Below are 16,847 nucleotides of genomic sequence, written 5' to 3'. Positions count from 1 at the left end.
TTGTCTGGTGCGAATCTCTGCAGGCGGCGGGTGCGGGAGGCGCCTGTCTCAGGGAACGATGGTGACGGGCACCGAGGCCTCTTGAATCAGATGGGCGGTCACGCTGCCGAAGATGCGTGAGCGCACGCTTTCCCCCTTGCGGCCGACGATGATCTGCTCGGCATTCACTTCACGCGCCAGCAGGCTGAGGATCTCGGCGGCATCGCCGTGGCGGACACGCCCCTCGACCTGATAGCCCTCCTTTTCCAGCTCGCTGATGGCAGGCGCCAGCACGCGCTCGCGGGCCAGCTTGATCTCGTTCTCACGGCGGCTGGCACGCTGGGCGTTCTCTTCCGGCGTGTTGAAGCTGTAGGGCGACCATTCGACCACGTAGCAGAGAATGATCCTGGTTTCCGCGCCCACCAGAGAGGCGACTCGCTTGGCATAGGCAATGGCACTGTCGCCGCCCGGGGTTCCATCCAGTCCGACAATCAGGGAGGTGGTCATGGAGCTTCTCCTGAAGCTTGCTGGTCGTCGTGTCGCGCCAGCGGATTCTTGTTGAATTACCGTTTCGTTGCGGTTGAAAGAACTTTACTCCTCGCTCACACAAGAAATCCCTTCGGGTGTATCGCTTCACAAAACGATGATTAAACGAAATGGCGTCAGTTACGCGTTGACGAGTCTCAGGTTTCCGCTACGCCATTAGCCGGTGGTGACGATATTCGCTGAGAAAACTGCTACCCATGGCTGTCAGCAATGCCGAGAGCAGGACGAGCTGTCCTTTAGGGCGCCAGCAGGGTCACCATCAGAATCGCTGTCAGTGGCAGGGGGCGGGAGTGGGAGCGGACAAGAGAATAGAGCGGGCAAGAGAGGGTAAGCAGGGGAGGGAAAGCAGAGGGTTGGGAGGTGAGGAAGGAGAGCAGAGGAGAGGGCGGTGAGGGAGCAGAGCAGTGGAGAGAAACGCAGCGCTGCTCACCAACAGCGCTGCGAGTGTTCAAAATCGATGCGGCTAGATCAGCCGCTGATGCGTCAGGTCTTGCCAGGCGGCTTCGATGGGCCAGGCCAGCGGCTGACGCAGGTGTTCCGGCAGCGCCATCAGGGCGGCCGTGGGACTGTCGTGTTCGCGCATGCGCAACCAGCAATAGGCCCAGGCGCAGGCGTCATCCGGGCCCTGCGGCACCGGGCGTGCCGGCATCTGCATCAACAGGAACAGCGCTGCCTTGGGTGCCCACAGCGGCGCACCGCCCTCTGCGGCCCACTGCTCCAGCGTCTCGCCATCGGGATTGCTGGCGGGCTGGCCAAGACTTGCGACGCGCGCGGTATCGGCCAGCAGCACGGCGAGGCGCTCGCTGTCGCCGCGGCCATGGGTCAGCCAGGCACGCAACAGACCGGGCAGCCCGCGCTGGGCCTGTGGGTAAAAGGTGTCTTCAGACATGCACAAAGCCTTATGCTGTAGTTGGTCCACAGGTATTCTTCTCGCCGCCCGAAGGCGGCGTGAGTCGAGAGCACAGCTCGCGTTGCCTGCCAAATTTGCCCGCCACAGGGAGACTCCATCTTGCCATTCGATTTCATCACCCCGCTCGATCGACGCCAGTATCCTTCCCAGAAGTGGGATCGCTACGCCTCGGACGTCATGCCCCTCTGGATCGCCGACATGGACTTCAGCGCCCCGCCCGCCGTGACGCGAGCGCTGGCCGAGCGAGTGGCGCACCCGGTCTACGGCTATGCCAAGCCGTCGGAGGGCCTCGATGACAGCCTGTGTGACTGGAGTCGCGAGCATTATGGCTGGGAGGTGCCGCGTGACGCCATCGTCTGGCTGCCGGGCGTGGTGCCGGCCTTGCATCTGGCCAGTCTGGCATTGACCTCTCCCGGCGCGGGCGTGGTCACGACGACCCCGATCTACCCGCCCTTCCTCAAGGTGGCCCAGAAGACCGGGCGACTGGCACAGATGGCGCCGCTGGCAGAGCCCGAGACGCAAGGCGGCCCCTGGCGTCTGGATCTGGAGGCGCTGGAAGCGGCCATCACGCCCGAGACCGAGCTGCTGCTATGGTGCCACCCGCACAATCCTACCGGCCGCGTCTGGCGCGAGGAAGAGCTCGAGGCGCTGGCGGAGCTGGTCGAGCGTCACGATCTTCTGGTGGTCTCCGATGAGCTGCATGCGGATCTGGTGGTGGACCCGACGGCCCGCCATATTCCGCTGGCCAGCCTGAGCGAGCGACTGGCGGCGCGCTGCGTGACTCTGTGGGCGCCCTCCAAGACCTTCAACACCGCCGGGCTTACGTTTGCCTGCGCGGTGATCACCGATCCCAAGCTGCGTGCACGCTTCACCGGCGCCGCCAATGGCTTGATGCCCGATAGCAATGTGCTGGGCATGGCCGCAACCGAAGCGGCGTGGCGCGAGGGTGAGCCTTGGCGTCAGGAGTTGCTGAGCGTGCTGCGTGACAACCTCGATCTGCTGGAAAGCCATGTGGCACGTTGGGACGGTGTCAGCATGTCGCGCCCGCAGGCCACCTATCTGGCCTGGCTGGATATGCGCAAGGCAGGGCTCGGGGAGTCTCCGCAGCAGACCCTGCTCGAGGAGTGCGATGTCGCGCTGTCGGATGGCGCAGACTTCGGCTGGCCGGGCTTCGTGCGCTTGAACTACGGCACCACGCGCGTGCAGCTGGAGAAGGCGCTGCAGCAGATGGATGAGCGCCTGCAGAAGGGCTGAGGTTGGCGAAGGGATCGCGGGGGCGAGCGAGGCGGCCGAGAAGGGGAGTCGAGAGAGCCGGAGTTGATCTGGGTCAGTCTGCGGCGTTTCGTTGGCAGCTATCGCTCATCGCAAACTTGAATTGAGAATCATTATCGTCAACTCTGAAGCCAGGCCGCTCATCGGGAGGGGCTTGTCATCAGGAGATGCGACGATGAGACATGAGGTGGCAGAGACGCCGCGACAGGGGCGCCCAGCAAGCAGGGATGCAGGCGTGACGGCCTGTCGTGAATGGTGTTGTCAGGGTGGGAGCCTGCGCCTGGCGCGTTCGTCGCCGCCATCTTCCCGCTGCCGTGCTCCCGCGGCGTCATCTGCCACCCCGTCTGCGCCAGACGCCGTGAAGTCTGCGGGCCAGGAACTAGAGGTGGACTTTCCGCCCAGCGTGCGCGAATCGCGTGCTCGCCCCTCGCTTCTCAAGGGCTGGAGCCGTCGTTAGCCCTTGAATCGGCGCGACGGCAGGCCCTCAATGACAAGGCCCCGCTTCCTTTACCGGAGGCGGGGCCTTGTCGTCTGCGTGGCGTGATCAACTCATTGATACGGTCAGCGCACCAGCACGATCAGTACATCAGCACGATCAGTACATCAGAGCGAACAGTTGGCGGCGGAAGCGCACGGTCAGCTCATGGGTCGCGCCGAGGGCGTCGAAGACACGCAGCAGCGTCTTGCGTGCCAGATCATCGCCGTACTGGCGGTCGGTCTTCACCAGACTGATCAGGGCATCCAGCGCCAGCTCGTAATGGCCATCCGCCAGGTCACGCATGGCGCGCTGGTAGCGGGCTTCGCTGTCGTCCCGCTCGATCATCGCCTGCACCTCTTCGGGAGACGGTGCCTCGGCGATGAAGTCGATGCGTGCGCGTACGCCACGCGCCTGGGCACCATCACGGTCTTCCGGCTTGAGGGAATCCAGCAGCTGACGGGCCTCTTCACCATTGCCTTCGGCGACCAGCACCGAGGCGAGGTGGATGTGGTATTCCGGCGTCTCGGGGGATTCCTGCGCCAGCTGCTGATACAGCGCCTTGGCGGTGACGAGGTCGCCGCTTTCCAGTGCAGTGGCCGCCTGCTCCGCGAGGCTGGGACCTGCTCCTGCCGCCGGCTGGACCTTGTGCTGCTCGAGGAACTGGCGAATCTCGGCTTCCGGACGTGCGCCGGTGAAGTTGCCTGCCAGACCGCCCTGGATGACCAGCTTGACGTCCGGCACCGAGCGCACGCCCAGCTGAGCGGCGATGTCCTGCTGTTCCTCGGCGTTCAGCTTGGCCAGGATGAAGCCGCCCGCATATTCACGTGCCAGCTTCTCGAGGATCGGCGTCAGGACGAGGCAATGCTCGCTCTGCGGCGACCAGCAATCCAGCAGTACCGGCACTTGCTGTGAGGCTTCCAGCACCTGCTGAAGATTGCTCATGTCCACATCGATGATGTAGGTGTTGGCGTCTTCTGCCTGGCGCGGTGCACTGGCGGCACCGCCGCCGACCACCCCTTGTGGCTGGGCGGCGGTGGTGTCATTGCCGGTCAGTGGCTGGCCGGTATTGGGATCGATGATCATGGTGCATGCCCCGAAATTCTGTCTGCGATTCAAGGCTCGCGTGCGAGCCGGTTGGCCTGATGATGCGGCCCGTCGCAGTGGAGTTCAAGGCGCTGCCGGACACTTCCTGGCGCGAGCGCCCCGGGCGCGTCGGTTCACGGCAGCAGGGTGTCGTCGGCCAGGCTGGCGATGCAGGCGGCTTCGCTCTCGCTGAGCGGCATCACGGACAGGCGTGCGCGGCGCACCAGGTGGCTGTCCGCCAGCTCGGGTCGGGCCTTCAGGCGCGCGATGGGCAGGGTGGTGCGCAGCGGGCGAAGGTAGCTCAGACGCGGGGCGACCCAGCGCGGAGGCTTGTCGGCATCGATATCCGCCACCTGACGTGGGTCGAAGCCCTTGTGCTCAGGATCACTGGCCGTCGGGTCGGGCAGGGCGAGTTCGCTGACGATGGCCAGTCCGACCACCGCAGGCACCTTGCAGCTGGAGTGCTGGATGAGCACGACATCACCGAGCTGCATCTCACGCAGGAAGTTGCGCGCCTGGTAGTTGCGCACGCCATCCCAGAGCGCCGGTGATTCGCGGCGCAGGTCATCCAGCGAGAAGGCATCGGGTTCGGTCTTGACCAGCCAGTGGCGCATGCAGGCACTCCCTTGGGACTGACGTGATGAGTGTGAAGGGGCCCGGTGTGAAGAGGCCCGGTGTGGATAGGGGTAGCCAGGCCCGAGAACCGGCTTCCTCGCCATCATCGCACAGGAATTTCACGCATACGAAAAAGGCCTGATGCATGGCATCAGGCCTTTCGAATTCTTGGTAGCGGGGACCGGATTTGAACCGATGACCTTCGGGTTATGAGCCCGACGAGCTACCAGACTGCTCCACCCCGCAACACTGGGTACTGCCTTTGCTCCAACTCTGACGCATCAGAGGTTGGTAGCGGGAACCGGATTTGAACCGATGACCTTCGGGTTATGAGCCCGACGAGCTACCAGACTGCTCCATCCCGCAACATTACGTTGGTGTCTGACCGGCAATTACCTTGATAGGCAACGACTTGTCAGTGGTAGCGGGGACCGGATTTGAACCGATGACCTTCGGGTTATGAGCCCGACGAGCTACCAGACTGCTCCACCCCGCATCAACGTGGGGCGTAGTATAAGGATATACAGTGCTGCGTCAACCGTTATCCCGTAATTGACGCAAACTTCTCGTGTCCGGTGAGTCGTCACCAACCCGTCTGCGCCTCTTGAGCGATTATCGGCATCTTGTGTGAGAGATCTGCTACATACATTCCCGCTGCATCCTGTCCATACTGAGGTGGACGCGCCTCGCACAGGCGGATGGCAGGCGTCACAGAGTGCACGATTGTCATCAGGCTGTTAGAGACGCGGGTCATTGTTGTCGTTGCAGGCATTCTCGTTTTCTCAGGGCGGGGGTGTCCGCAGATTCGCCAGGCTGTGCCCAAGCCAAGGACACAGGACGTTCCAGGATTAGGGAGACACAATAAGATGACACAAACAGCACCCGTCGCATGGGTTACCGGTGGTACCGGTGGCATTGGTTCCGCTATCTGCCGCGAGCTGGCGAACCAGGGGTATCAGGTAATTGCGGGTTACAGGAACAAGGAAAAGGCAGAGGGGTGGCTGTCGGAACAGCGCGCTGCCGGGTTCGAGAACATCGCACTGTCCGGCATCGAGCTGGACAACTTCGAAGCCTGTCAGGCAGGCGTCAACGAAATCCGCGAGCGCTTCGGTCCGATCGCGGTTCTGGTCAACTGCGCCGGCATCACGCGTGATACCTCCATGCGCAAGATGAGCTATGAGCAGTGGCGCGAAGTCATCAACTGCAACCTCGACAGCGTCTTCAACACCTGCCGTGCCGTCATCAATGACATGCTGGAGCACAAGTACGGCCGCATCGTGAACATCTCCTCCATCAATGGCCGCAAGGGCCAGTTCGGGCAGGTCAACTACTCGGCCGCCAAGGCGGGCATGCATGGTCTGACCATGGCGCTGGCGCAGGAAACCGCGACCAAGGGCATTACCGTCAACACCCTGTCACCGGGCTACATCGCCACCGACATGATCATGAAGATCCCCGAAGAGATCCGTGAATCGATCCGCGAGACCATCCCGGTCAAGCGTTATGGTCAGCCGGACGAGATCGCACGTGCGGTCGCCTTCCTGGCCGACGAGAAATCCGGCTTCATCACCGGTGCCAACCTGGATATCAATGGCGGCCAGTTCATGGGCTGATGCTCTGCGCTAGCGCGAGCCAGAGCAGGGTTGGCACCCGGCCCCCTCTGGCAAGAGAATGAAAAAGCCCCCGTCTCTATCGAGACGGGGGCTTTTCGTTGCCATGACTTCAATCTTGCGAGCGCGTCGTCACCAGCTCAAGAGCACAGGCTCAGTGATTGAACAGCGCATCGAAGCGCGGCAGTTCGGTCTGCCAGGCGTCCCAGTCCAGCGGACCGTTGGCGAGCAGCGCATCCAGCACCTCATCCAGCTCTTCTTCACGTTCCATGCGCTCGCCCAGCTGCTGGTTGATGCGCGCGACCTGCACGGTCAGGCGGCGTGATTCATCTTCGCTGCCCAGCGGGGCCTCGAACAGAATGGCCAGGTGGACACGCAGCTCGGCCAGGCGCTCATTGGCGGCGCTGCAGTTGCTCGGCAGGGCCTGGCGCATCTGGTTGCGCGCCGCATTGGCCTGACGGCTGTTGTCGTCGAAGGCCGAGGTGTTCGGCAGCTCGACATCCTGCACGTCGCCGTTGCGCGCGCTGGCATCCGCCACGGCGTGCTGTTCGAGCAGATCACGCCATTGCTGCCATTCCTCGCGCAGCTGCAGGGCGTGCAGTTCATCCAGACGCTGCTCACGACGCTTGAGAATGCCGGTCCAGCGACGACGCATGCCGTCGCCCCGCTTGCCGCGCGGCAGCGGGCCAAGGGTGTCGGCTTCCTTCAGGGCGTCATCGAGCAGGGCGGCGTCTTCCAGCGTCTCCGGCTCCCAGCTGTCGAGACGTTCGATCAGCGCCTGCCACTGATCCAGACGTGCCTGCTCGCGGCTGTCGCGGTCTTCGCGGTCCTGATCGCGCGCGGCGAAGATACGATCACACGCCGCGCGGAAGGCGGCCCACAGGCGTTGCTCTTCGCCCTTGGGCGCGCGGCCCATCTCGCGCCAGCGACTCTGCAGGGCCTTGGCCTGTTCGGCGCGGGCACGTGCTGGTGAGTCCTCATTGGCCAGTGCCTCGACGGCATCGACCAGTGCCTGCTTGGCGGCGGCGATCTGGCCCGCGCGGCTGTCGATCAGCCCCTGCAGTGCCGTCAGTGCTTCACCGAAGCGGTGCGACAGCTGGCGACCGGGACCTGCGGGCACCGGCGTGTGGCGACGCCATTCCTCACGGGCGCGATCACGGATCTGGCGCAGGGAGTCGGGGTCGGCATCGTCCATGGCGTGGCCGTTGAGCGATTCGAGCTGCTCGCAGAGCGCTTCGCGCATGGCCAGATTGTGTTCACGCAGCTGCTTGCGCGATTCGCGGTAATCCCGCAGGCGCAGCTTGATGGCGTCAGAGGCGGTGCGGAACGCCTGGCTGGCATCGCGGCTGGCGGCCGCATCACCCAGCTCGCGCCATTGCTGAATCAGCTGCTGGTGCTGGCGGTCGCGCTGCTCATCGCTGATGTCATCGCGCTCGCTCAGGGTGGTGATGGCCTCGAGCAGTTGCTCGCGCTTGGGCGCCGCGACGAAGTTCTGCCAGTCACGGAGTTCCGCGACACGCGCACCCAGCTGGCGCAGGCGGGTCTGGCGGGCATTGTCGAGCTGGCCTTCGGTGCGATCGCGCAGTGAGCGATGCAGACGGCTGGCCGGCTTGAGCTTGCCGGCATCGAGATCCGCTTCCAGGCGTGCCAGTTCGGCATCCAGTGCGTCCAGATCCAGGCTCGCCTTGCCGTCGGCCGCGCGGGAGGCGTCGGCTGACTCGGCGTCTTGTGCAGGGCTGCCATCGAGCGCGTCCTGCTCTTGCGCTGCCTCTGTCGGCTCTTCTGGCTGCGCCGCGCTGATCGCCTGACGCACCGCACTCAGGCTGGCGGTCTGCGGCAGACCCGCAGGCCAGGCCACTTCGCTTTCCAGACGACGCAGCTGGTCGATGTCATTGTCGACCAGCGCGGCATCCAGCTCGCCCTGGCACAGCTGATGGCGATGCCAGGCATCGAGAGCATCCTGAAGCTGCTGTTGCAGGCGCTGCTGACGTTCGAGCAGTTCGGCCGGGGCCGAGAACTGGTCGGTCAACTCGCTCCAGCGCTCTCCCTGCAGACGGCGCTGGGCCTGCAGGCTGGCGAAGTCGTGGTCATTGACGCAGTCGCGGCTGTAGAGGTCTTCCCGCGCCTGATCCACGGCGCTGAGAATCTCTTCCAGGTGCGTATTGAGGTTGGCGCTCAGGCGCTCATGGGCGCGAATGGCTTCCTCGCGGGCCTCATGGTCGCTGATGACCTTGTGCGCCTGCTGGCGCGCCTCTTCGAAGCGCTGTTGAATCTCGTAGTCCGCGGCCGGCAGACGCTCCCACTCGCGCAGCAGCGAGCGGTAACGCGAGGGCACACTGTCTTCCCATGCCTGACGCGGCAGCTTTTCCATCTGGCGCAGCAGGTTGTCGCGGCTGGCGGCCAGCGCGTCGGCCTGCTGGGCATCGGCACGGCGCTGGGCGAGGGTGTCGCGCGCCTGACGCTGCACGTGGCGGTCACGCTTGGCATCGCGCACCAGACGCTCGAGGCCGGCCTGGCTGGTGATGCGGGCGGCAGCGGCATGGCGCACGGCGGCGATGGTGTTGTGGCAGGCCTGATGGATCAGCGCCTCTTCATCTTCCAGACGGCTCAGTGCGGTCAGACGCAGTTGCTGGTTGTCGCCGCGGGACGCCACGGCGGACAGCAGTTCGCTATCGTCGAGGCGCTCGACCAGCTGTTCACGGCTCAACAGTGAGGGCGCATCCTGGCCGCCGCTCAACAGTTCGATCAGGCGCTCGCGTACCAGGCCATCGGCGCGGTCGAGCAGCGGCAGCAGGCGCTCGGGAGATTGCATGCGCGTCAGGGCGGCATGGCGCACTTCCAGGGCGTCATCTTCGAGAATCAGGGTCTCCAGGATCTTGCGCTGGTCTGGAATCTCCGGATCAAGCTGGTCAGTGGCAGCGGAGCGAATGGCAGGGTTGGCGTGTTGCCAGCGAGGAGTGAACAGGCGGCCAGTGAGGCGGGAGAGCAGTCCGGTCATGAGAGAGCGGTTATCCAGGCAAAAAATAGAGGGGCGCAACAATTGGCCGCACACTCGGCGGGTGCAATCGGGTGGGCACGACGGAGTGGGCGGAGTGACGGCGCATGAATTTCGTCACCCCGCTATCTTACCAGTCACAGCCCCCCGTTGTGTGGTATCGCATGTCGATCGATGTGCCTTATTGCACGCGCGCGGCGGCGTGCAGGGCGACCGGCGGCGGGTGACAGGTCGGCAAGTGAGCCACGTCGTAGGCTCGCGACACCTGACAGTGCCTGCTGCTGGCCGTATCATCAGTTGCAGCACTGTGTTCGCTCACATAGTTTTGTACGTTACCGCTATGCCATTCAGTGTCTGTCATTCATGCTCGGCGCCTATCAAGCAGTCGCTGTGCCGTGTGCGACGGCGAGCTATGTTATTCAGGTGGCCTTTCCATTCGAGGGTCACCTTGAGGATGCCGTGAACAGCACGTGCATCATCAAGAGTGTCGGAGGGCTTCGACACTCCTTACGCAACCGGAGTCAGGTCATGAGTCTCAGTACGGACAGGGCCCCTCAGGCCTTCACCTTCAAGGGCGGCATGCTGCCGATGACGGTCATGGAGCTGGTCAGCGGTGATCCGGAGCAGATCCGTGCTCAGCTGGCCAGCAAGCTCAGCCAGTCGCCGGCCTTCTTTCAACATACGCCGGTGGTGCTGAGCGTCGAGAAGCTCGACGAGCCGCATCTGGCGCTGGAGCGCATCTGTGCCGTCTGCCGAGGGCACAAGCTGCTGCCGGTCGCGGTGCGTGGCGGTGGAGACCCGGTGCGTCAGTCCGCCTGGGCGTTGGGGCTGGGGTGGTTCCCGCCACAGGAGAATCGCGGGCGTTCCCTCGAGTCCGTGCCGCCGGTGGCCGCTGAACCGGTCGCCGAGCCTGCCGAGACGGTCGCGGACAGCGCGGCTGAAAAAGCGGAGCCAGCCCACGCCAGCAAGGTGTATCGCGGCACGGTGCGCTCTGGCCAGCAGGTCAGCGCACCGGAGGGCGATCTGGTCATCATCGGCGCGGTGAATGCCGGCGCCGAGATCCTGGCCGCCGGCAGTGTGCATATCTATGGCGCTCTGCGTGGCCGCGCGCTGGCGGGGATCCATGGCGATCGCAACGCCAGCATCTACTGCAAGGAACTGCACGCCGAGCTGCTCTCGGTGGCCGGAACCTACAAGCGACTCGATGACATCGACAATCGCCTGCTGGGTGCCAATGTCGAAGTCGTGCTTGAACACGACCAACTCTGTATCGCACGACTCGGCTGACCCCAGCACTGTGTTCTGAACGATATCCAATATTTACAGGTGATCCTCGCTCGGCGAGGGACTCTCAGCAAGGAAGATACCTTTGGCCAAGATTATCGTAGTGACGTCAGGCAAGGGCGGAGTCGGCAAGACGACCAGCGCCGCCGCCATTGCCACCGGACTGGCTTTGCGCGGCAACAAGACCGTAGTGATCGATTTCGATGTGGGCCTGCGTAACCTGGACCTGATCATGGGCTGCGAGCGCCGTGTGGTCTATGACCTGGTCAACGTCATCCAGGGCGAAGCCAATCTCAAGCAGGCCCTGATCCGCGACAAGCGCATCGACAACCTGCACATCCTTCCGGCCTCCCAGACCCGTGACAAGGACGCGCTGACGCTGGAAGGCGTCGAGAAGGTGCTCGACGCGCTGCGCGAGGAGTTCGATTACGTCATCTGTGACTCGCCGGCCGGTATCGAGCGCGGTGCCCAGCTGGCGATGTACTTCGCTGACGAGGCCGTGGTGGTGACCAACCCGGAAGTCAGCTCGGTACGTGACTCCGACCGCATCATCGGCCTGCTGTCTTCCAAGACGCGTCGCGCCGAGAACGGCGACACCCCGGTGCGTGAACACCTGCTGATCACCCGTTACCATCCGGCGCGTGTCACCGGCGGTGACATGCTCAACCTGACCGATATCCAGGAAATCCTGTCGATCCCGCTGATCGGCCTGATTCCGGAATCCGACGCCGTGCTGCGCGCGTCCAACCAGGGTGTGCCGGTCACGCATGACCAGAAGAGCGATGCCGGCCAGGCGTACGTGGATTGCGTGTCCCGCCTGTTGGGCGAGGAAGTGCAGCTGCGTTTCCATGAAGTCGAGAAGCGCGGTCTGCTGGCCAGAATGTTTGGAGGGGGGCGCAAGTGAAATTACTGGATTTTCTGAAGCGAGAGCGCAAGAAGACCGCCAATGTCGCCAAGGAGCGGCTGCAGATCATCGTCGCGCACCAGCGTAGCCAGCGTGACCAGCCGGATTACATGCCGATGCTGGAGCGTGAGCTGCTCGAGGTGATTCGCAAGTATGTGCAGGTCGACCAGGATGCCATCAACATCTCGCTGGACCGCGAAGACGACTGCTCGGTGCTGGAACTCAACGTCACTCTGCCGCGTCCCGGCGAGGCCTGAGTTCGCGGGGCGTCGGGTGCTTGCCACCTGAGGCGTTGCCGAGCGGGCACCGCCTGCGACGCCCTGACCCAGCCAATGCCCATTGCCTGCCAGAGCACCGTGCCAGCCTCGCTGGAGACGGTGCTCTGGCACGTTCATTTTTCGACCGCCCGCGTGGAGACATCCTGTGGCAGAGCCCACCTTCCTGTGGCACGACTACGAGACCTTCGGCGCCGACCCGCGCCGTGACCGTCCTTCGCAGTTCGCGGCCATCCGTACCGATGCTGACTTCAATGAGATCGGCGAGCCGCTGACCCTCTATTGCAAGCCGGCCGATGACTTCCTGCCCCAGCCGATGGCGTGTCTGATCACCGGCATCACCCCGCAGCAGGCCGAGCGTCGCGGCATTCCCGAGGCCGAGTTCGCCGGGCGCATCAATGACGAGATGAGCGTGCCGGGGACCTGCACGCTGGGCTACAACAGCCTGCGCTTCGATGATGAAGTCAGCCGTCATCTGTTCTACCGCAACTTCCTCGACCCCTACGGGCGTGAGTGGCAGAACGGCAATTCGCGCTGGGACCTGATCGATGTCGTGCGCGCCTTCCATGCCCTGCGCCCGGAAGGCATCGAATGGCCCAGGCGTGAAGATGGTGCGCCCAGCTTCCGTCTGGAGCACCTGACGGCGGCCAATGGCATCGAGCACGCCGGCGCGCATGACGCGCTGGTGGATGTGCGCGCCACCATCGCGCTGGCACGCCTGCTCAAGTCGCGCAATGCGCGCCTGTTCGATTACCTGCTCAAGCTGCGCAACAAGCGCCATGTCGCCAGTCTGCTGGATATCGGCGCACGCAAGCCGATGCTGCACATCTCGCGTCGCTATCCGGCCTCGCGGGCCTGTGGCGCGCTGGTGGTGCCGCTGGCGGAGCATCCTTCGAATGCCAATGGCGTGATCGTCTATGACCTCTCGGTAGATCCGGCGCCGTTGATGGAGCTGTCACCGGAAGAGATTCGTGCCCGTGTCTTCGCCAGTGCCGATGACCTCGCAGAAGGCGAGGAGCGGATTCCTCTCAAGGTCATCCATCTCAACAAGAGCCCGGTGCTGCTGCCGGCCAATGCGCTCAAGGATGTGTCCGGGCCGCATGAGGGCGAGTACGGCGAGATCGCCGCGCGCTTCAAGATCGACCCCGCCCAGTGTCGCGTACACTGGAAGTGGCTGAAGGACAACGCCGGTGTCGGCGTGAAGGTGGCACAGGTATTCGCCGAGGCGCCGCCGACCGGCCCGGCTGATCCGGACCTGATGCTCTATTCCGGTGGCTTCTTCTCGCCCGCGGACCGCAAGGAGATGGAGCGTGTGCGCGCCACCCATCCCGAGGCGCTGGATGATACGCCGTTCGCCTTCCAGGATGGCCGACTCGAGGAGATGCTGTTCCGCTATCGTGCGCGCAGCTACGGCTACACGCTCAACTCCGCCGAGCGTGAACGCTGGGAGCAGTGGCGCTGGGAGCGCATGAACGATGAGCAGGTCGCGAGCCTGACCGTGAAGGGCTTCGTCAGCGAGATCCAGCGGCTGGCCCAGAGCGAACAGGACCCGGACCGCGTGCAGATTCTCGAAGAGCTGGCGATGTACGTGGAAGGCATCATGCCGCCGCAGGCCTTCGGCTGATGACGGGCTAGCCGGCCTGCAGTACTTGCCGGCAAGGCATGAATGAACAAGACCCCGACGCGGTTATTGAACTGCACCTCGTCGGGGTCTTGTCGTTTCAGACGCCCATCCGGTGAGGGCCGGCGCCTTGTTTGCCCGTCAAGCCGCTGGCGGGCCGTCGAGACTCAATGCTGAGCATTGCCGCTGGCCTCGGCTGAGGGTGCCGCCAGTGTCGCGCCTGTCTCGGCGCGCGGCGCCTCGGGCAGCGGCGGCAGGTCCAGTTCCGTGAGGCGCTGGTCGAAGTCGCTGGGCGTGCCGGGGTCGAAGGCCAGTTCCAGCGCGCTGGAGTCATTCAGCTGCTGCCAGATGGCGCGGATATCCTGCGCGCTGACCTGTTCGACGGCCGCGACCAGTTGCTGGCGACGGTCAAAGCCTGTCCAGCCGAAGCTCAGCTCGCTCCAGTTGCGCGCTGCCAGCTCGGACAGCTTGCGGGGCTTCTGGGTCAGGCTATCGACGACGGCGTCGCGATAGCTGGCAAGCGCGGCCTCATCCAGCGACTGCACGCGGCTGTCGAAGCGGGTGAGGAAGGCATCCATGCGCGAAAACAGAGTCTTGCTGTCCTTGGACGGCGACTGCACCAGCAGGCTCAGCCCCGGCGCATCGAGCATGGGCGAATAGCGTGCGGAGACGATATAGCCGAGTTGCTCCTCGGTGCGCAGCTGGCTGTAGAAGGGCGCTTCGAGCAGCTGGCCCAGCACCGCGATGCGTGCCTGGGACTGCAGCGTACGGTCCTTGCCCTGCAGGTAGCGCAGGGCGCCGGCATCGCCGCGTGTGCTGTCGGGACGCAGTACCGTGTGCTGGGTGACCTGACGCACTTCCAGGTCTGGCACCGCCTCGCGCGTGATGCGCGGCGCAAGCCCGTTGATCACCAGCTGGCCGGTCTCGCGGGCCTGGTCGGCGGTCAGGTTGCCGGTCACCATCGCCTGCACGTGCAGCTTGGCAAGGAAGCGCTTGCGGAAGCTGTCCAGTGACTGGGCGTCGATCTTGTCCAGGGCCGCCAGTTGTTGCTCGGCGGTGCTCGGCAGGCCGACCAGCGTTTCGCTGAGGCTGCGACCCAGGCGCGTGTAGAGCGGTGCCTGAACGCGGTTCTGCAGGCTGCGACGCAGGCGTTGAGTGATGCGCTCCAGGGTGGCGGGGGCCATCTCGCCATTCACCAGCTGGTCGAGCACTTCGCGCATTTCCGGCTGCTGACCATCGCGCCAGCCACTGAACTGCAGCGTGATGCCACGCCCATGGGCATAGACCAGCGCATCCTGCCCGGCCAGACGTGCCGGATACAGACGCGCGTTGAGGCTGTCATTCAGCCACGCCGCCAGCACCTGACTCATGGCCTGGTCATCCACCGAGCGACTGACGTCGGGATTGAGCAGACCGAAGCGCCATTCGGCCTTCGGCACGCCGAAGCTTGCATCGCCCTGATACCAGAGCTCGGCACCGGGCTCATCGATCAACTGGCTCGGCTTGGCGTCGTCCAGGTCAAGTACGCGGAAGTCCTTGGCCAGATACGGGTTGGGCCTGGGCAGCGCCAGCTGGTTGGCCAGGGTGTCGTCGCCGGCGGTCTGAGCAGCGGCATCCGCCGTCAGGCGCGTCAGGGTATAGGACGCCTTGAACCACTCGCCCTGCTGATCTCCCTCCACCTGCGGGCCGGAGTAGACCTCCAGCAGGTTGTCGGGTGTCAGGCGAGCGAGGGTGTCCTTGATCAGGTCCGGATCGAAGTCCTGCATCAGGTAGGGCGCCGCCAGCACGTCCTCGATCGGGTAGCGCGTCATCATCATCGCCAGATTGCTGGCCAGATTGACCGGCGAGCTGCGCTGCTGGAAGCGGAAGCTCTGCTCGCCCAGCTGCGCCTGTTCGGTGTAACGCCAGTCGTTGATGCCCTCATCGCGGATCAGCGCCAGGTAGTCGAACAGCGCGGCACGGATCTCCGCCTGATGCTGCGCGCCCTCCGGGGTCAGGCTGATGTCGACGCTGAGCAGGGCATGCTCGCCATCACTGAGGCCACCGCCGGCCGAGAGGCCATCTGCCCAGCCCTTGTCCTTGAGCACTGCCAGCAGACTGCCTTCGCCTTCGTGACCGATCAGGTTGGCCAGGTAGCTGACTGGCTGTGAGCGGTAGTGGGCGATCGGATCGTCGATGGGGAACATGAACGACAGCTTGCGCTCCTGCTTGAGCGCCTTGACCTCAAGGCGTGCCGGCAGCTCGTCACCGCTGGCCAGGGGCGTGGTGATCTCGGGGCGCGACAGCCCGCGGTCGGGGACATCACTGAAGTTGTCACGGGCCAGCTGTTCGAGCGTTTCCAGCGACTGCGGCCCGACCAGTGACAGGCGCATCACGTTGGCGCCGTAGTGAGCCTGATAGAAGTCGACCAGTCGCTGGCGCAGGCTGCCGGCCTCGGTGTCCTTGAGGGTCTCGAGGCTGCCGACACTGAAGCGGTTGAAGGGGTGTTCCGGGTTGAGGGCCGCTTCGACAGCTTCGTAGATGCGCCGGCCATCATCCTGCAGGCGTGCCTGATACTCGGAATTGACCGCATGGCGCTCGCGATCCACGTAGTCGGCGTTGAACTGCGGCGCGACGAAGAAGCGCGCAAAGCGCGGCAGTGCCTCATCGAAGGCATCCGGGTCGATGTCGAAGAAGTAGTTGGTGTCCTGGCTGGCGGTGAAGGCGTTGTGCTGGCCGCCATGCTTGGTGATGAAGTCCTGGTAGGCATCCGGCTTCGGATAGCGATCGGTGCCGAGGAACAGCATGTGCTCCAGGAAGTGTGCCAGCCCCGGGACATCGTCGGGGTCCTGGGCGCTGCCGACTTCGACATCGACGGCGGCGGCGGCCTTGTCGGCCTTGGCATCACTGACCAGCAGGACCTTGAGGCCGTTGTCGAGGGTCAGGCTGCGATAGAGTCGCTGGTCGTTCTCGCTCTTGATGACGGGACTGGCCTGCTCGGCTCTGGCGGGCGCCGTGCTTGAGGCGGAGTTGGCGGCCGGCGCGAGGAACGACGCGGGCACAGAAGTCGGGCGGGTATCGGCATGGCTGATGGCCGGCGCCAGGCCACTCATGACGATGGCGGCAATGGCCGTGCTCAGTGCAAGAGGGCGAAATCCTGAAGGCAGTGACATCTTCTCTCCTGATTCATGCCATCGCTGCTCGGGCAGGTGGCGCTGACTCGGTGATGGTTCTCATTGGGCGAACATGCGCGCGAGGCGGTAGAGCGATGCAGTGCCGCCATCCTCGATACGTGC

The 16,847-nt window shown here is 64.5% G+C and carries 12 protein-coding genes and 3 tRNA genes; 6 read left to right on the top strand and 9 right to left on the bottom strand.

Going from position 1 to position 16,847, the window contains the following annotated elements; translation table 11 throughout:
• Positions 1 to 48: 48 nt before the first annotated feature.
• Together R2R70_RS18500 and R2R70_RS18495 are read right to left on the bottom strand one after the other, a co-directional pair.
• Entirely contained in the window at positions 49 to 486 is a 438-nt protein-coding gene (locus tag R2R70_RS18500) for a universal stress protein (RefSeq protein ID WP_043336528.1), read from the bottom strand.
• 502 nt (positions 487 to 988) lie between these two features.
• Positions 989 to 1,414 carry a hypothetical protein gene (locus tag R2R70_RS18495; protein WP_043336524.1) on the bottom strand — a complete coding sequence of 142 codons (426 nt, stop codon included), beginning with the start codon at positions 1,412 to 1,414 and terminating at the stop codon, positions 989 to 991.
• A 120-nt stretch (positions 1,415 to 1,534) separates the two neighbouring features.
• Here R2R70_RS18495 and R2R70_RS18490 point away from each other — a divergent pair, with 120 nt between their 5' ends.
• Positions 1,535 to 2,689 (top strand): MalY/PatB family protein, encoded by a 1,155-nt coding sequence (locus R2R70_RS18490; protein ID WP_216059992.1) that lies wholly within the window; start codon positions 1,535 to 1,537, stop codon positions 2,687 to 2,689.
• A 613-nt stretch (positions 2,690 to 3,302) separates the two neighbouring features.
• Here R2R70_RS18490 and R2R70_RS18485 read toward each other — a convergent pair.
• The 5 genes from R2R70_RS18485 to R2R70_RS18465 form a co-directional block, all read right to left on the bottom strand.
• Positions 3,303 to 4,268, bottom strand: a complete 966-nt coding sequence (locus R2R70_RS18485; protein WP_410978686.1) for a tetratricopeptide repeat protein — start codon at positions 4,266 to 4,268, stop codon at positions 3,303 to 3,305.
• Between the two features lie 134 nt (positions 4,269 to 4,402).
• A complete protein-coding gene (locus R2R70_RS18480; protein WP_410978685.1) occupies positions 4,403 to 4,882 on the bottom strand; it encodes an EVE domain-containing protein in 480 nt (159 codons plus the stop codon).
• 170 nt (positions 4,883 to 5,052) lie between these two features.
• A tRNA-Met gene (locus tag R2R70_RS18475) sits at positions 5,053 to 5,129 on the bottom strand.
• 43 nt (positions 5,130 to 5,172) lie between these two features.
• Positions 5,173 to 5,249: transfer RNA gene (locus tag R2R70_RS18470), tRNA-Met, on the bottom strand.
• 53 nt (positions 5,250 to 5,302) lie between these two features.
• Positions 5,303 to 5,379 (bottom strand) — tRNA-Met (locus tag R2R70_RS18465).
• Between the two features lie 370 nt (positions 5,380 to 5,749).
• Here R2R70_RS18465 and phbB point away from each other — a divergent pair.
• Complete coding sequence (gene phbB / locus R2R70_RS18460) at positions 5,750 to 6,496, top strand: acetoacetyl-CoA reductase (RefSeq protein ID WP_043336510.1); 747 nt, start codon at positions 5,750 to 5,752, stop codon at positions 6,494 to 6,496.
• Between the two features lie 151 nt (positions 6,497 to 6,647).
• Here the strand turns inward: phbB and R2R70_RS18455 are convergent, their stop codons facing one another.
• On the bottom strand, positions 6,648 to 9,491 hold the full coding sequence (locus R2R70_RS18455) for a DUF349 domain-containing protein (RefSeq protein ID WP_248381071.1): 2,844 nt from the start codon (positions 9,489 to 9,491) through the stop codon (positions 6,648 to 6,650).
• Positions 9,492 to 10,016: 525 nt separating this feature from the next.
• Between R2R70_RS18455 and minC the strand changes: the two genes are divergently transcribed.
• From minC to sbcB, 4 genes are all read left to right on the top strand, one after another.
• Positions 10,017 to 10,775 carry a septum site-determining protein MinC gene (gene minC, locus R2R70_RS18450; RefSeq protein WP_107335876.1) on the top strand — a complete coding sequence of 253 codons (759 nt, stop codon included), beginning with the start codon at positions 10,017 to 10,019 and terminating at the stop codon, positions 10,773 to 10,775.
• A gap of 82 nt (positions 10,776 to 10,857) precedes the next feature.
• Positions 10,858 to 11,676 carry a septum site-determining protein MinD gene (minD, locus tag R2R70_RS18445; RefSeq protein ID WP_054557277.1) on the top strand — a complete coding sequence of 273 codons (819 nt, stop codon included), beginning with the start codon at positions 10,858 to 10,860 and terminating at the stop codon, positions 11,674 to 11,676.
• On the top strand, positions 11,673 to 11,933 hold the full coding sequence (gene minE / locus R2R70_RS18440; protein WP_043336475.1) for a cell division topological specificity factor MinE: 261 nt from the start codon (positions 11,673 to 11,675) through the stop codon (positions 11,931 to 11,933). Before minD ends, minE begins: the two co-directional genes overlap by 4 nt.
• Before the next feature lie 166 nt (positions 11,934 to 12,099).
• Positions 12,100 to 13,575 carry an exodeoxyribonuclease I gene (sbcB, locus tag R2R70_RS18435; RefSeq protein WP_410978684.1) on the top strand — a complete coding sequence of 492 codons (1,476 nt, stop codon included), beginning with the start codon at positions 12,100 to 12,102 and terminating at the stop codon, positions 13,573 to 13,575.
• A 164-nt stretch (positions 13,576 to 13,739) separates the two neighbouring features.
• Here the strand turns inward: sbcB and R2R70_RS18430 are convergent, their stop codons facing one another.
• Positions 13,740 to 16,724, bottom strand: a complete 2,985-nt coding sequence (locus tag R2R70_RS18430) for an insulinase family protein (RefSeq protein WP_410978683.1) — start codon at positions 16,722 to 16,724, stop codon at positions 13,740 to 13,742.
• Positions 16,725 to 16,847: the final 123 nt, after the last annotated feature.

This window comes from Cobetia sp. SIMBA_158 (genome assembly GCF_046566945.1).
Classification (GTDB): Bacteria; Pseudomonadota; Gammaproteobacteria; order Pseudomonadales; family Halomonadaceae; genus Cobetia; species Cobetia amphilecti.
Note: the sequence above shows the minus strand (reverse complement) of the source record. Positions and strands in the feature narration are given on the sequence as shown.

Bases quoted from the DNA above. Each gene is read 5' to 3' on its own strand.
- R2R70_RS18500 (WP_043336528.1), bottom strand. From the start codon at position 486: ATGACCACCTCCCTGATTGTCGGACTGGATGGAACCCCGGGCGGCGAC.
- R2R70_RS18495 (WP_043336524.1), bottom strand. From the start codon at position 1,414: ATGTCTGAAGACACCTTTTACCCACAGGCCCAGCGCGGGCTGCCCGGT.
- R2R70_RS18485 (WP_410978686.1), bottom strand. From the start codon at position 4,268: ATGATCATCGATCCCAATACCGGCCAGCCACTGACCGGCAATGACACC.
- R2R70_RS18480 (WP_410978685.1), bottom strand. From the start codon at position 4,882: ATGCGCCACTGGCTGGTCAAGACCGAACCCGATGCCTTCTCGCTGGAT.
- phbB (WP_043336510.1), top strand. From the start codon at position 5,750: ATGACACAAACAGCACCCGTCGCATGGGTTACCGGTGGTACCGGTGGC.
- R2R70_RS18455 (WP_248381071.1), bottom strand. From the start codon at position 9,491: ATGACCGGACTGCTCTCCCGCCTCACTGGCCGCCTGTTCACTCCTCGC.
- minC (WP_107335876.1), top strand. From the start codon at position 10,017: ATGAGTCTCAGTACGGACAGGGCCCCTCAGGCCTTCACCTTCAAGGGC.
- R2R70_RS18430 (WP_410978683.1), bottom strand. From the start codon at position 16,724: ATGTCACTGCCTTCAGGATTTCGCCCTCTTGCACTGAGCACGGCCATT.